The following is a 14760-nucleotide window of genomic DNA, read 5'->3' as shown; positions in this document are numbered from 1 at the left end:
CATTTCAGTATTGACGAAAGACAATTAGCTGTTTATAATGAAAATAGTTACAAATGATAATGATTATCATTATTAATTAACAATAAAAGGAGAGAGTATACATAATGAAGAATTGGAAATTTCTTAGTTTAATTTTTGCAATGTTAATCTTTGTTCTTGCAGCATGTGGTGGATCGGATGAATCTACCGATGAGGGTAATAATGCTGCTAATGAAGATCAAAATACAGAAGAGGCTGGAAATGAGAATAATGAAGCTGATTCGACATATCCAATGACAGTCTCACCTACAGTTGCTTCAAGTGAAAGCAGAGATGGGGAGGCAACATATACTTATGAGGATGTAACTTTTGAATCAATGCCTGAAAGAATTGTCGTATTTGATTATGGTTTCTTAGATACGCTAGATGCACTTGGTGTCGAAGGGGTTGTAGGGGTTGCTAAAGATTCTACTTTACCGTCTCACCTAGAAGATTACTCAGCTGATGAGTATACAAATATCGGAACATTAAAAGAACCATTACTTGAAGATATCGCAGCTCTAGAACCCGACGTAATCTTTATTTCTGGTCGTCAAGCAACATTTTATGACCAGTTGAAAGAGATTACTCCAAATGTTGTATTTGTAGGCACACAACAAGATGACTATTGGAATACATTCTTAGCTTCTGTAGATATTGCAGCTAAAATGTTCGGTAAAGAAGCTGAAGCTGAAGAACACCTTGCTAAAATTGACTCAGCTATTGAAGAAGTCAATGCTTTAGCTGGAGATTATGAAACTAGTCTAGTTACTATGTACAATGAAGGTAAGCTATCTGGTTTTTCAACAAACTCTCGTTTTGGTTACATTTATGATATTTATGGTTTCAAACCAGTGACTGAAGATATTGAGTCTTCCTCTCATGGTTCAAACTTTGGATTTGAGGCAATTTTAGAGTTTGATCCAGAAGTATTATTTGTAATTGACCGTACGGCTGCTGTTGGTGGAGATTCAAATATTAAAGCTGATATGGAAAATGATATTATTAAAAAAACTACTGCTAATAAAAATAACCGTATTATCTATTTGGATGGTGCATTATGGTACTTAAGTGGTGGCGGTTTGGAATCTGAACTTGCAAAAGTTGAAGAAATTTTAAATGAACTAAAGTAGTTTAGGGTAAAAAAAATAAAATAATAAAAAAGATGGAGATAACATATTAATCTCCATCTTTTTTTATTATTGTAATAGTTGATAAAACATTGTTATTTATGTTTGAATGAAGAAAGACAATGAAATAAGTGAGGGAATGTCATGGTCAAAAAGGGTATCATATTATGTTTATCTTGTTTATTGTTATTCTTAACCGCTTGTGGGGATGATGATAAAGCGAATGAAAAGGAAAATCAAGGAACGACCCAAGAATCATTGGAAATTTTGGATGAAGAAATAGTTGATGCAGAAACTTTAGTTGTGAATGTAAATGGACAAGAATTAGATGGTAAGAAATACAATCAAGTATATAAACAAATCAAAACTATCATGTACCAAAGTGGTCAAGATGTTAGTAATCCAGATGTAATAAAAGAACGGACGTTAACGGCCCTTATCGAACAAGAATTAATTAATCAAGAAGTATTGAATAAAGGTATCAAAGTCAAAGAAGAAGATGCAAGCAAAGAATTAGAAACAATCAAAGAAGAAACGGGAGATCAGTTTTCTGCTATTTTAGAACAACTTAATATGAATGAAGAAGACTTTGAAAAACAACTTTTAGAAGATTTAACAACAGAGAAATATATGGAACATGAATTTGCAGTTACGGATAAAGAAGTAGAGGAATATTATAATCAATTAAAAGAGGAAAATAAAGAAATCCCTGAGTTAGAAGAAATGAAGGAAAATATTAAATTATTCTTGCTAAAAAATCAACTTAAATCTCGATTAGCGGAACTAAAAGAAAAAGCGGAAATAGAGCAGCTTATATAATTCAGGTATTTTCATAGAAAAACATCTCGCAACGGAGATGTTTTTTCTATGATTTATCTACGCGGCGTTACTAAAACTCCCACCTCTACAGGCGGGAGATAAGTGCTGCCAAGCTTCGATATAAGGGCGACTAAGTTTTAGGTAAAGTTAAAACTCCACTAAACCAAGTCTTCTTTATTTTTTTTGTCTGTTTCTACGTGTCTATTGTTTAATTCGTTTCTAATATCTTCAACAGATACATTAAGTAACTCCATTAAGACAAGTGTATGGTAAGTTAAATCTGCAATTTCATTTGTTATTTCTTGTTTATCATTATTCTTTGCGCCGATGATTACTTCGGTCGATTCCTCGCCAATTTTCTTTAGAATCTTATCTAATCCTTCGTTGAACAAATAATTGGTATAAGAGCCTTCCACAGGATTTTCACGGCGTTCTTTTATTTTCGCAATAACTTGAGGAATGATTTCCTGTGAAGGAGCTTGATTTACGTATAAATCATTGTGAAAGCAAGATTCTTCCCCTTTGTGACAAGCAGGGCCAAGTGGTGTAACTTGTATTAGAAGGGCGTCTGCATCACAATCATAACTTATCTTATTGATTTTTTGTTTATTTCCTGAAGTTTCCCCTTTATTCCAAAGCTCTTGTCTACTACGTGAAAAAAACCATGTTTCATTAGTTTCTACTGTCTTCTGTAAGGATTCTTTATTCATATATGCTAATGTTAATACTTTTCCGGTTCCGGCATCCTGAACGACTGCTGGAATAAGTCCATTTTGATCAAAGGATAGATTCTTAATGTTTATTTCCACTAGATTACCTCCTAACAATAATGTTTTCTTTTTCTAAATAGGCCTTTAATTCAGGTATAGGGATTTCCCCATAGTGGAATACAGACGCGGCTAAAGCTGCATCAGCATTGGCTTCCTTTAGTACGGTCGAAAAGTGTTCAAGCGTACCAGCTCCACCACTTGCAACAATTGGAATATTCACAGCATCGGCAATAGCTTTAGTTAATTCTAAATGATAACCGCTTTTCTCTCCATCCGTATCAATCGCATTAATAACGATTTCTCCAGCTCCAAGCTTTTCACCTTTTTTCGCCCATTCTATTGCATCGATACCTGTATATTTACGTCCACCATTAATGACTACTTCCCATTTTCCAGAATCCGTTTCTTTGGCATCAATAGAGAGTACAATACATTGGCTACCGAATTTAGTTGCAGCTTCACTGATTAATTCAGGGTTGCTAATGGCTGCGCTGTTGATAGAAACCTTCTCTGCACCTGAGCGTAAGACGCTATTGATATCATCAATGGAACGAATACCTCCGCCAACGGCAAAAGGGATAGATATCTCGCGAGCAACTTTTTCGACAACATCGAGAAAAATATTCCTTTCTTCGTTGGAGGCGGTAATATCATAGAATACTAATTCATCAGCACCGGCATCATTGTAGCGTTTGGCTAGTTCAACTGGATCTGCAACATCTTGAATGTCTTTGAATTTTTTCCCTTTTACAACACGACCTTTATCCACATCTAAACATGGGATGATACGTTTAGCTAACACTACTTTCCGCCTCCAATGCTTCTTCAAATTTCAATGTACCATCGTATAACGCTTTACCGATAATAGCGCCGTACATATTAAGTTCGCTTAATTTTTGAATGTCTTCTTTCGTTGACACCCCACCAGAGGCGATTACATCCATTGTAGTAGCTTGATTTATAATTTGAAGCTCCTCGAAATTCGGGCCTTTTAACATTCCATCTTTTAGAATATCTGTATAAACGATCGTCTTCACACCGATTGCTTCCAATTCTTTAACTAAGTCTGTTGCTTTAATATTGCTTTCTTTTGTCCAACCATCAGTTGCTACAAAACCATTTCTGGCATCAATAGAAACCGCAATTTTATCACCGTAAGTTGATACAGCTTCATTTAAAAAATCCTTGTTTTTAATTGCCGCTGTACCGATAATAACACGGTTTACTCCAGCAGATATGTATTTTTCAATTACATCAATGGAGCGAATTCCTCCACCTACTTGAACAGGAATATTTGCTTGTTCCGCAATCGATTTAATGACAGATTGATTGATTGAATCTCCGGTCTTTGCCCCATCTAAGTCAACCACATGTAAGAAATCTGCTCCTTTACTTTGCCATTCGATTGCCATATCTGCTGGAGCATCACTGTAAACTTTCTCTTGATTATAATCACCTTGTATTAGGCGGACACATTTTCCACCACGAATATCAATAGCTGGAAAAAGAATCATGAAATCATCTCCCGGTAATTTTTTAGTAATTGCAGCCCGACATCTCCACTTTTCTCTGGGTGAAATTGCATACCAGTCACATTTCCCTTTTGTACTATCGCTGGGACTGTCATTCCATATTCAGAACTGGAGACAAGTGTTTCCTTTTCATATGGGCCACCGATTGCATAAGAATGAACGAAGTATACAAAAGGATCATCAGAAATATTTTGGAATAAAGGACTTTCTTGATGTCTTTGTAATGTATTCCAACCCATATGTGGAACTTTAACGATATCAGGAATTCGATTGACACTCCCTTTTAGTAAACCAATTCCTTTCCATTCTCCATCTTCATAACTAGTTTCATAAAATAATTGCATACCAAGGCATATACCTAAAATAGGCTTTCCGTTAGCCACTTCTTCGCGAATAATCTCTGTCATTCCTAATTTATTTAAAGAGGTGATAGCATCTTTAAATGCACCAACACCGGGAAGGATAATAGAGCTAGCATTTTTAATTGTTGCAGGATCTTTTGTTAATACAGATTCAACTTTCAATTTATCTAATGCAAATTGTAAACTTTTAATGTTACCAGCATCATAATCAATGATTGCGATCATTATGGTTTCCCCTTTCTAGGTGCCTAGAGCGCTCCTTTGGTGGATGGGATGCCTTGAATGCGCGGGTTCTTTAATGTTGCTTGATCAAGACAACGACCAAATCCTTTAAAAATAGATTCAATCATATGGTGTGTATTTTCTCCGTATTGAAGATTAATGTGCAAAGTTACTTTTGCGTTGCTAGCAAATGCCTGGAAAAATTCCTGTACAAGTTCTGTATCAAAATTTCCAACTTTGTCTTTCATCCCCTCCACGTTAAATACTAAGTAAGCGCGCCCGCTAATATCGATGGATACCGTTGATAAAGCCTCATCCATTGGAGTCGTTACGGTTGCATAGCGAGTTATCCCTTCCTTTGTTCCCAATGATTCCAAAAATGCCTGTCCCAAAGCAATTCCAATATCTTCAACTGTATGATGTTGATCGATCTCTAAATCGCCGTCACATTTCACATCTAGGTCAAATAATCCATGCTTTGTCACAGCATTCAGCATATGATCAAAAAATCCTACACCTGTATTAATATTTGGTTTCCCAGTTCCATCAATATTTAACTCTAATTTAATATCAGTTTCACTTGTTTTTCTAGTTACCCTAGCACTACGCATTTGGATGATCCTTTCTTATCGTTATTGAATTTGCGTGGGCAGTTAATCCTTCCACGTTAGCAATTTTTGCAATCTTGTTCGTTGCTTCTAACAATGCATCTTGTGAGTAGTGAATAATGCTTGATTTCTTCACAAAGTCATTAACACCTAATGGAGAAGCAAATCGCGCTGTACCACTAGTAGGAAGTGTGTGGTTCGGTCCAGCAAAATAATCCCCTAATGGTTCTGGTGAATAATTACCTAAGAAAATCGCGCCCGCATGTTTTACTTTATTAACCTTTTCGGTTGGGTTTTGAATCATTAATTGTAAATGTTCTGGAGCAATTTCATTAACTACTCTGAATGCATCCTCTTCATCATTGGCGATGATAATTCTACCATTTTGCTCAATAGATTCTTCTGCAATTGCTTTTCTATCTAGTTTTTCTAGTTGTTTTTCAACTTCAATTTTAATTTCCTTAGCTAATTCCTTATTCGTTGTTACACAAATGGCACTAGCAGATTCATCGTGTTCTGCTTGGGAAAGTAAGTCGGCGGCAACATAGTTTGCTGGTGCGGTTTCATCAGCAACGACACAAATTTCACTAGGCCCTGCAATCATATCAATGGCAACGTCCCCGTATACCCATTTCTTAGCCCTTGCTACAAAGGCATTTCCCGGACCGACTATTTTATCTACCTTTTCAATCGTTTCCGTTCCATAAGCTAATGCAGCGACAGCTTGTGCTCCACCAATTTTATAAATATTAGTTACACCAACTTCTTCAGCAGTAACTAATACATATGGGTTGATCTTCCCATTCTTTTGAGGTGGTGTTGTGATAACAATCTTTTCCACACCTGCAATTTGTGCTGGTATCACATTCATGAGAATAGAAGAAGGATATGCTGCTTTTCCTCCAGGGATATAAACGCCGACTTTTTCAAGGGGAGTTACTTTTTGACCTAATACAATCCCATTTTCCGATTCCATAAACCATGACCTCTCTTTTTGAGCCTCGTGGAAAGTATGAATATTTTGTTTAGCCTCCTGAATTGCTTTGATAAACTGAGTATCTACCTTTTCTCTCGCTTCTTTGAATTCTGTTTCGGATACGAGCAAGTTTTCGAGCTTAACATTGTCAAACTGTTCTGTATAACGGAATAAAGCGACATCTTTATCTTTTCTTACTTGTTTTATGATTTCTAAAACGGATTGATCTAGTTGTTCCTCATTCATTTGTGTGGAGGAGGTATTTTTTTTCTCAGTGAAAAAACCCTCGGATGTTATTATCTTCATCTATATCACTCCATTGCCGATTGTAATTGATTAATGAAATTCTGAACTTCTGTTGCTTTCGTTGCAAAACTTGCTTTATTAACGATTAATCTTGTACTAATGTTTTCAATATCTTCTAATACTACTAATCCATTTTCTTTTAACGTACTTCCAGTTTCTACAATATCAACGATGTAATCCGATAATCCGATAATAGGTGCTAATTCAACGGATCCATTTAATTTCACTGTTTCGATTACTTGGCCCTTTTTCTGAAAGTGTTTTTTTGCTACATTCGGATATTTGGTTGCAATGGTAATATTCCGACTATTTTTGATAGCATGATTGGGCTTTCCGGCGACAGAAAACTTACATTTCCCTATATTTAAATCGAGTAGTTCATAAACATCAGCCTGGGACTCCATAATGTTATCTTTTCCGACAATACCAATGTCCGCTGCTCCTTTTTCAACATAGGTAGGTACGTCTAGTGCTTTAACGAAAATAACTTTAATCGATTTATTTTCATTATAGAATACAAGCTTTCTGCTGTCTTCATGTAATTCAACAAAATGCTCGCCTGTTTTTTCTAACAATTCTATCGTACTTTTAGCTGGTCTCCCTTTTGCTAATGCTAGTGTAATTGGCTCCAATTATAACTCCTCCTTCTGTAACAAGGACATTAGCTCTTCCTGGTTGGAAAAAGCTTGTTTTGTTCCTTGCCCGTGTAATAGATATGTCTCAGAAGAAAACTCAATGGTGAACTTCGACCCTAGATTACTACTATTCTTGTTGCTGTTAGTGGAATAGGTAAGTACCTGATATCCATAGTCACGAAGGAGATATGCTGAACGAAGTGCTTCTATTTGTACATCTTTATCATACTGAATAATAATATCCGCTACGGTTGATTGATTATTAGTTAGTCCCTGTTGTTTCAGTGCATGAATTAATAAATCTACTTCAAAGGCAAAGCCGATTGCTGGGTTAGGTTGACCAAATTGTTCACTTAAATGATCATATCTACCACCCATTAATACAGGCTTACCTACACTGTCAACAAATCCTTGGAATATAACCCCTGAGTAATAGTTCATATTATTAATAAGACCAAGGTTTAAAACTACTGAATTTTCTTCTCCATAGGCTTTTATTAATTCATAAATATCAATAAGACTTTGAAGAATAGATTGCATCGATTCGTTTTGGATGATAGATTTTGCCTGTTCCGTAACTATTTCGGGATTGCCATATAGCATTGGGATGGATTGAATCGCTTTTCTTACATTTTCGTCGATATCTAATTGTGTTAGAAATGGTTCTATTTCAATTAAATTTTTTGAATGAATTAATGATTGTAAAGCATCTAATTCATTTGAAGTTAAGTTTGTTTGCTGAATTAATTCTTTGAAGAAACCAGCATGACCAATTTCTATTTTGAAATTACGGAAGCCTAAATCTTTTAATGTGTGAATAGCCATCATAATGATTTCAGCATCAGTTTCAGCTGATTGATCACCAAAACACTCCACACCAGCCTGTGTACTTTCCTTTTGATCTGCTTGTTCATTAGACTGACGGAAAACATCTAATACGTAAAAAACGCGTTGATTGTCTTCATTAAGACCATTTAATGTAGTCATTCGGTTTAATGGAATCGTAACATCTGGTCTTAATACAAGGACTTTCCCTGAAGAATCGATTACTTTAATCATTTCGTCTTTATTCACGGTTCCAATAATATTGGAGTACATGTCATAGGATTCAAATGTGGAAGTTCGAACTTGTTTATATCCATAAGTAGTAAATCTATTTTTTAAACTATTAATAAGTTCATCTCTAATTTGAAAGTCTTTCACATTTGTATTTTTATTGTTATCCATCACGTATCTCTGCATGAGAATTCTCCTTTTCGTTAAAGGTTTTAACAAGTTTCAATTCCATCTATTTTAATAATAGTTTATTATATTTGAAAAAGGTATATATTACAAAACTTTATCGCTTTATTACTTTATCTAATTAAAGTTATATTGTATTATAAAGAAGGAATGAATAAAAGTCAATCAAAAAAGGAGCGTTTTTACATGTTTGATTATCATATACATAGTGATTTTTCTGCAGACTGTGATACAAAAATGGAAAAGACAGTTAAAAAGGCAATTGAAATTGGGTTAGAGGAAATTTGCTTTACTGAACATATTGATTATGATTATCCGGATAAAGAATGGATCTTCGAGTTTGATTTAACGGAATATGATAAAAAGATAAAGGATTTACAAAAAATTTACCGTAAGCAAATCCGAATAAAAAAGGGCGTAGAAATTGGGGTAGAACCGCGCTTATTGGGCAAATATGAAAAGTTAATGCAAGAAGAATCGTTTGATTTTGTTATTTGTTCTATGCACTCAACAGAAGAAAAAGATCTTCATTCTGGAAACTTTTTTAAAGATAAAACCGTGGATGAGGCATATGAAATGTATTATGAGGAATTACTAGAATGTGTCAAACATTTTAAAGGCTTTAATATTTTGGGTCACCTTGATTTAGTTAAGCGTTATACAAAAGAAAGAAGTAAAAATAATTTTCATGAGATTATTCGTGAAATCTTTGCAGAAATTATTCCGGCTGGAAAAGGAATGGAATTAAATACGTCTGGATATAGATATGGCCTTGAAGCTGGAATGCCAAGTCCTGATATCTTATCCCTATATAAGGAATGTGGTGGAGAGATAATTACATTAGGTTCGGATTCTCACGTAGAAACAACTCTAGCATACAAATTCAAAGAATCACTTGATCTATTAGAATCAATTGGTTTTAAATACATTACTACATTTAAAGATGGACAACCAATATTTAACTCGATTTCCGAGATGAAACGATCTTAAGAAGTCATAAAATGTTCTAAACATTAGGGATTTGATAGTTATTAAAAATGTTATAATGGACGGAGACCACTTTAAAAAGAAGGTGTAAGATATGCAATCCATTAAAAGATTCTTTTTAATAACTGTCGGTTCTTTTTCATTGGGCTTAGGTATTATAGGGATATTTTTACCATTAATCCCAACAACACCATTGCTTTTACTTGCAGCGGCTTGTTATATCCGAAGCTCAAAAAGACTTTATCATTGGTTAATTACGAATAAACATTTCGGTCAATATATTTTAGACTACCGAGAAGGAAAAGGGATTCCTTTAAAGGCAAAGGTGATAGGTGTAACGATGATTTGGGTTTCAATGTTATATACAGTTATCTTCGTTGTTCCGTTAATCTTTGTTAAAATACTATTATTACTTATCGCTGCATACTTTACTTGGTTTATTTTAAAACAAAAAACATTACAGAATCATACAACTTGAAAGGGAGTTCAAAAAGTCCGATAAAAATGACATGCCCTTCAAAAGAGGAGGCGTAATCTAGGCGCAAAGCCTGCTTTTAGACGGCTTTCCTTTAAAGAAGCTTTGGCTAGCTTCTCGGTCCCTTTTATCCTCCTTTTGAACTCACGCCTAAAGAGGGAAGAATTTGAAAAATAAAATTAGACCAGTTATCGGTATATTTCTGTTTATCCTTTTTCTAACTGGAATTTCTGCATATATTTATATACCTAATCAAGCAAGGTCAGAAACAACAAATAGTGTACCAACTGTGTTTATACATGGTTATAAAGGGACAGCAAAATCCTTCAATATGATGCTTGAACGTTTTGAAAGAAATGGCTGGGGAAAAAAAGGCTTGGTCTATTTTATTTCTTCAAATGGACGGATCTTGGATTATCAAGTGAATGGGGTACAGCCTAATCAAACGTTTGTTCAAATTATACTGCAAAATAATCGTGCTAATTTTTCAGATAGTGCCAGATGGCTTTCTGATGCATTACGCCATCTAAAGGATAATTACAATGTAGATGGGGTTAATTTAGTTGGACATTCCATGGGAGGTATCATTTCCGTCTATTATATGCAACAATATAATACGGAAGCCTATCCTAACGTACAACGATTTGTAGCGATTGGAAGTCCATTTGATGGTATTTATAATGAGGAATATTTTATAAAGCATCAGGATCCAGCTGCAGATGATTTGAAGCCAAATTCACTAGCGTTCAGAATGCTTTACCAAGGGGGAATTCCCCATACAGTTGAAGTGTTGAACATTGGTAGTACAGGTGATTTAGTTGCCCATCCTAAAAGTGTGAAAGCAATCCGGAATATCGTTCCTGAAAATCAACTTACGGAAATTATAATACAGGATGATGATTTAGGACATAGTGATTTACATGAAAGCCTGGAAGTAGATCAAATTATTCATTCTTTTTTGTGGCAAGAAGAGCCACAATGACTTACAATATAAAAGGAAATTATCTATTTTAAAATCACCAAATACTTTGGTGGTTTTTTAAATACTTTTAACATATAGTTAAAATGTAGAAGCAAAAGCGCAAGCGCCCGTGGCCTTCTTTATGACAAGGTTTAATAAGCTGAATGTTAAACTTTTTTATTTATTAAATAAAAGGAATGATTTTTTTGGAAATCAATCATCATCTTTATGATAAATTAACTGAGATTACTTCAAAAGAAAATGTATTAGTAAATGAGGAACTTAGGAATCATACGTATACGAAATTAGGTGGAGATGCTGACTTTTACGTTACTCCAGAAAACTATAAAGAAGTACAGGATATTGTAAAACTTGCTAACCGTGAAAATACTGCTTTTACATTATTAGGAAATGGTTCTAATTTAATTGTAAAAGATGGTGGGATTCGCGGCATCGTATTAAATTTACAAAAGTTAAATGAAATTAAGACAGATGAAAATGTCATCGTTGCGCAAAGCGGCGCAAGAATTATTGATGTTTCTAGACACGCTTTAGAAAGGCGACTAACCGGTCTGGAATTTGCTTGTGGGATTCCGGGATCTGTCGGTGGTGCATTATATATGAATGCTGGTGCCTATGGTGGTGAAATTAAAGATGTATTAACAAGTGCAGTTGTCGTTACAAAAGAAGGGGAACTTCTTACAGTTTCAGCTGACGAATTGGATTTAGCTTATCGAAAAAGTAATATTCCAGATAATAGCTATATTGTTCTTGAAGCAGAATTTTCATTGAAAAATGGGAAATTCGATGAAATTAAAGCAATTATGGATGATTTGACTTACAGACGTGAATCAAAGCAACCTTTAGAATATCCTTCTTGTGGAAGTGTATTTAAACGCCCACCTGGATATTTTGCAGGTAAATTGATTCAGGATAGTCATTTACAAGGAAAACAAATTGGAGGAGCGCAGGTTTCTCGTAAACATGCCGGATTTATCGTCAACATCGATCATGCCACCGCAAGTGAATACATCGATTTAATTCATTTTGTCCAAAATGCAGTAAAAGATAAATTTGGTGTAGCTCTAGAACGTGAAGTTCGAATTATTGGAGAAGATAAATAAAAAATGAAGTGCTTTATTCAAGCGAAACAGTATACCCAATGGTCGGTATGCTGTTTTTTTGTTGGGAATAGATAGGTGATAACTCATAAGGTTGATGAGTGTCGGAACGAGTGGGAAAATCAAACAAAGCGGCACTCATAAGGTTGATGAGTGTCGGAACGAGTGGGAAAATCAAACAAAGCGGCACTCATAAGGTTGATGAGTGCCGGAACGAGTGGGAAAATCAAACAAAGCGGCAGTCATAAGGTTGATGAGTGCCGGAGCAAGTGGGAAAATCAATCAAACCGCAACTCATAAGGTTGATGAGTTACCGTACAAGCTAAAAAAGCAAGAAAAAATGGTCACTCATTCTAATGAGCGACCATACAAGCTAGGACAACCACATATTAAATTCCTCAGTTGGATTTCACACTTTTTAAATTCTACACACTTCTAAATCGATGCAAGAATGTTTGTAATCGTTCATTGGTAGAGTGTTCGATGACTTCGCTTGCTGTGCCTTGCTCAGCAATTACTCCTTCATCTAAGAATAATACTTTATCTGCAATATCTAGCGCAAAGTCCATTTCATGTGTGACGAGAACCATTGCCATATCATCATTACGAGCAATATCACGAATAACTTCTAACACTTCTCCGACTAGTTCGGGGTCTAAAGCGGATGTTACTTCATCGAATAGCATAATTTTTGGCCTCATCACTAATGCTCGTGCCATAGCAACGCGCTGTTTTTGTCCACCTGAAAGCTGATTAGGATAATTGTTTAGCTTGTCACCAAGACCGACCCTTTCCAACATTTGAATGGCACGTTCACGTACTTCATTTTTATCTTCTTTTTTAACATGGATTGGAGCGGACATGCAATTCTCTAAAATAGTCATATGAGGGAATAAGTTGAAATGCTGGAACACCATTCCGATATCTCCGCGAACGTCTCTTAAATGTTTCTCATTCGCTCGAATCAATTCCCCGTTTTTTTCCATTTTCCATAAATTCGTTCCATCAACAATGATATCGCCAGATGTTGGTTCCTCTAAAGTCATTAGCATACGAATAATAGTCGTTTTACCCGAACCGCTAGGACCAATAACTGCAATCTTTTCAGCAGGAAAAATGTCTAAATCGATGCCTTTAAGGACCTTAAAGTCACCGAAAGCTTTATGAACATTACGATACTTTACAATAGGTTCTACCATTACATCACCGCCCCTTTTTTCGTATTTTCCAATGTTGCTTTTTTATCAAAACGTGTATTCATTTTTATTTCTAATTTTTTAATAAGAATAGCGGATGGGTAACTTAATAATAAGAAAATAATTCCAACAATGGTCAATGGTTCTAGGTAGGCCCAATTTTGTGCCCCATACGTATTTGCCATTAACAGAATACCTGCAACCCCAATAGTCGATGCTAAAGGGACCTCTTTAAACATAATAATGAAATAGTTTCCTAACATTGGTATGGTTGGAGGTAGTGCTTGTGGTAATATTATTCTTCTCCATTTATCAACTGTAGAGAAATTAAGTGCCTTAGCAGCTTCCCATTGGCCTTTATCTACAGCTTCAATTCCCGAGCGATAGATCTCACCGATATACGTACTAAAATGAATACCTAGACCGATAACCGCACTGGTAAAGGGGCTAAGTGTAACACCAATTCCAGGAATCATTGGCCAAGCATAATAAATAAAGAAAAGTTGTACAAGTGGCGGAGTAGAGCGAATGAATTCCATAACCCAAGTAATAATCCAGTTTAACGGCTTATTTCGAATTCTTCGTAAAAATGTCCAAACAAAACCGAAAATTAAAGCGAATAAAAAACTTGTAATGGTTAATCCTACTGTGATTCCTAAACCTTTTAGAACTATAGGGAGAGCCTCGGAGAATGTATCCCAACTCCAATAAGTGCTATTCATCCACTAGCCACCCCTTTCCTAGATATGCTTTCTCCTTTCCTGGTTAACCAGATAAGTGGGAGAGCTAGAATAAAATAAAATACTAAAACTAATAAATAAATAAGTGGTGCCTGGGAAAGATTTGTACTTCGCATAATATCGCCATAATAAAGTACGTCTTTTAAACCAATTAAGGATACTAACGCAGTACCTTTTAACATTTGAATCGTGTAGTTACCAAACTCGGGAAGCATCATCCGAACGGCTTGCGGAAATATAATGATCCGCATTCGTTGGAATCTTGACATATTTAATGCAATAGCCGCTTCTGTTTGTCCTTTGGCAACTGACTGTATTGAACCTCGTACAACTTCTGATAAATAGGCACCATAATTTAAACCAATTGCAATAACCCCTGTCCACCAATTGGAACCTAACTGAATTCCGAAAAGCATTGGTATGGCGTAAAACAACCAGAATAACTGCACGATTAGAGATGTTCCGCGGAATACCTCTACATAAAATCCTGTGATTTTACGGATGATTATATTATTAGAAAGGCGGCATAATCCAGCGATAAAAGCCATGAAATAAGCAATAAGTGCGGATGCAATTAGTACGGTAACAGTGACGCCCAGTCCTTTCAATAGTTGCGGAAAAATATCTATGATTGCATTAATTTTCATCACTCCTTTATAG

Annotated in this window: 17 protein-coding genes; 6 read left to right on the top strand and 11 right to left on the bottom strand. The window is 35.4% G+C overall.

Annotated features, from left to right (window positions below; genetic code table 11):
- Positions 1 to 104: 104 nt before the first annotated feature.
- Complete coding sequence (locus A9178_RS13760; protein ID WP_068676241.1) at positions 105 to 1151, top strand: siderophore ABC transporter substrate-binding protein; 1047 nt, start codon at positions 105 to 107, stop codon at positions 1149 to 1151.
- 141 nt (positions 1152 to 1292) lie between these two features.
- Positions 1293 to 1967: a SurA N-terminal domain-containing protein gene (locus A9178_RS13755; RefSeq protein ID WP_068676239.1), complete on the top strand. Its 675-nt coding sequence runs from the start codon at positions 1293 to 1295 to the stop codon at positions 1965 to 1967.
- Positions 1968 to 2125: 158 nt separating this feature from the next.
- Here the strand turns inward: A9178_RS13755 and hisIE are convergent, their stop codons facing one another.
- Genes hisIE through hisZ form a run of 8 tightly spaced genes read right to left on the bottom strand, consistent with a single transcriptional unit; the run spans position 2126 to position 8620 of the window.
- Complete coding sequence (gene hisIE, locus A9178_RS13750) at positions 2126 to 2776, bottom strand: bifunctional phosphoribosyl-AMP cyclohydrolase/phosphoribosyl-ATP diphosphatase HisIE (protein ID WP_197482200.1); 651 nt, start codon at positions 2774 to 2776, stop codon at positions 2126 to 2128.
- 4 nt (positions 2777 to 2780) lie between these two features.
- The gene (hisF, locus tag A9178_RS13745; RefSeq protein ID WP_068676237.1) at positions 2781 to 3539 is read right to left on the bottom strand and encodes an imidazole glycerol phosphate synthase subunit HisF; all 759 of its coding nucleotides are present in this window, start codon (positions 3537 to 3539) and stop codon (positions 2781 to 2783) included.
- Positions 3529 to 4251 carry a 1-(5-phosphoribosyl)-5-[(5-phosphoribosylamino)methylideneamino]imidazole-4-carboxamide isomerase gene (gene hisA / locus A9178_RS13740; protein WP_068676235.1) on the bottom strand — a complete coding sequence of 241 codons (723 nt, stop codon included), beginning with the start codon at positions 4249 to 4251 and terminating at the stop codon, positions 3529 to 3531. The genes hisF and hisA overlap by 11 nt, the downstream gene beginning before the upstream one ends.
- Positions 4248 to 4856 (bottom strand): imidazole glycerol phosphate synthase subunit HisH, encoded by a 609-nt coding sequence (gene hisH / locus A9178_RS13735; RefSeq protein WP_068676233.1) that lies wholly within the window; start codon positions 4854 to 4856, stop codon positions 4248 to 4250. The genes hisA and hisH overlap by 4 nt, the downstream gene beginning before the upstream one ends.
- 23 nt (positions 4857 to 4879) lie before the next feature.
- Entirely contained in the window at positions 4880 to 5464 is a 585-nt protein-coding gene (hisB, locus tag A9178_RS13730) for an imidazoleglycerol-phosphate dehydratase HisB (protein ID WP_068676230.1), read from the bottom strand.
- Entirely contained in the window at positions 5457 to 6743 is a 1287-nt protein-coding gene (gene hisD, locus A9178_RS13725; RefSeq protein ID WP_068676228.1) for a histidinol dehydrogenase, read from the bottom strand. Before hisD ends, hisB begins: the two co-directional genes overlap by 8 nt.
- Positions 6744 to 6748: 5 nt before the next feature.
- Positions 6749 to 7375, bottom strand: coding sequence for an ATP phosphoribosyltransferase (gene hisG / locus A9178_RS13720; protein WP_068676227.1), 627 nt, complete (start codon positions 7373 to 7375; stop codon positions 6749 to 6751).
- Positions 7376 to 8620 (bottom strand): ATP phosphoribosyltransferase regulatory subunit, encoded by a 1245-nt coding sequence (gene hisZ, locus A9178_RS13715; RefSeq protein ID WP_068676225.1) that lies wholly within the window; start codon positions 8618 to 8620, stop codon positions 7376 to 7378.
- Between the two features lie 186 nt (positions 8621 to 8806).
- Between hisZ and A9178_RS13710 the strand changes: the two genes are divergently transcribed.
- The 4 genes from A9178_RS13710 to murB all read left to right on the top strand — a co-directional run bounded on the left by A9178_RS13710 (position 8807) and on the right by murB (position 12167).
- Positions 8807 to 9610: a histidinol-phosphatase HisJ family protein gene (locus A9178_RS13710; RefSeq protein ID WP_068676223.1), complete on the top strand. Its 804-nt coding sequence runs from the start codon at positions 8807 to 8809 to the stop codon at positions 9608 to 9610.
- A 91-nt stretch (positions 9611 to 9701) separates the two neighbouring features.
- Positions 9702 to 10085 (top strand): YbaN family protein, encoded by a 384-nt coding sequence (locus A9178_RS13705; RefSeq protein WP_068676221.1) that lies wholly within the window; start codon positions 9702 to 9704, stop codon positions 10083 to 10085.
- Positions 10086 to 10248: 163 nt separating this feature from the next.
- Entirely contained in the window at positions 10249 to 11064 is an 816-nt protein-coding gene (locus tag A9178_RS13700) for an alpha/beta fold hydrolase (RefSeq protein WP_068676219.1), read from the top strand.
- Positions 11065 to 11249: 185 nt separating this feature from the next.
- A complete protein-coding gene (murB, locus tag A9178_RS13695; protein ID WP_068676217.1) occupies positions 11250 to 12167 on the top strand; it encodes a UDP-N-acetylmuramate dehydrogenase in 918 nt (305 codons plus the stop codon).
- Positions 12168 to 12589: 422 nt separating this feature from the next.
- Here murB and ehuA read toward each other — a convergent pair whose 3' ends face one another.
- Genes ehuA through ehuC form a run of 3 tightly spaced genes read right to left on the bottom strand, consistent with a single transcriptional unit; the run spans position 12590 to position 14747 of the window.
- Positions 12590 to 13363, bottom strand: a complete 774-nt coding sequence (gene ehuA, locus A9178_RS13685; protein WP_068676214.1) for an ectoine/hydroxyectoine ABC transporter ATP-binding protein EhuA — start codon at positions 13361 to 13363, stop codon at positions 12590 to 12592.
- Entirely contained in the window at positions 13363 to 14082 is a 720-nt protein-coding gene (gene ehuD / locus A9178_RS13680) for an ectoine/hydroxyectoine ABC transporter permease subunit EhuD (protein WP_068676212.1), read from the bottom strand. Before ehuD ends, ehuA begins: the two co-directional genes overlap by 1 nt.
- Positions 14079 to 14747: an ectoine/hydroxyectoine ABC transporter permease subunit EhuC gene (gene ehuC, locus A9178_RS13675; RefSeq protein WP_068676210.1), complete on the bottom strand. Its 669-nt coding sequence runs from the start codon at positions 14745 to 14747 to the stop codon at positions 14079 to 14081. The genes ehuD and ehuC overlap by 4 nt, the downstream gene beginning before the upstream one ends.
- Between the last annotated feature and the right edge of the window lie 13 nt (positions 14748 to 14760).

Source organism: Oceanobacillus sp. Castelsardo (genome assembly GCF_001659985.1).
GTDB lineage: Bacteria > Bacillota > Bacilli > Bacillales > Amphibacillaceae > Oceanobacillus.
Note: the sequence above shows the minus strand (reverse complement) of the source record. Positions and strands in the feature narration are given on the sequence as shown.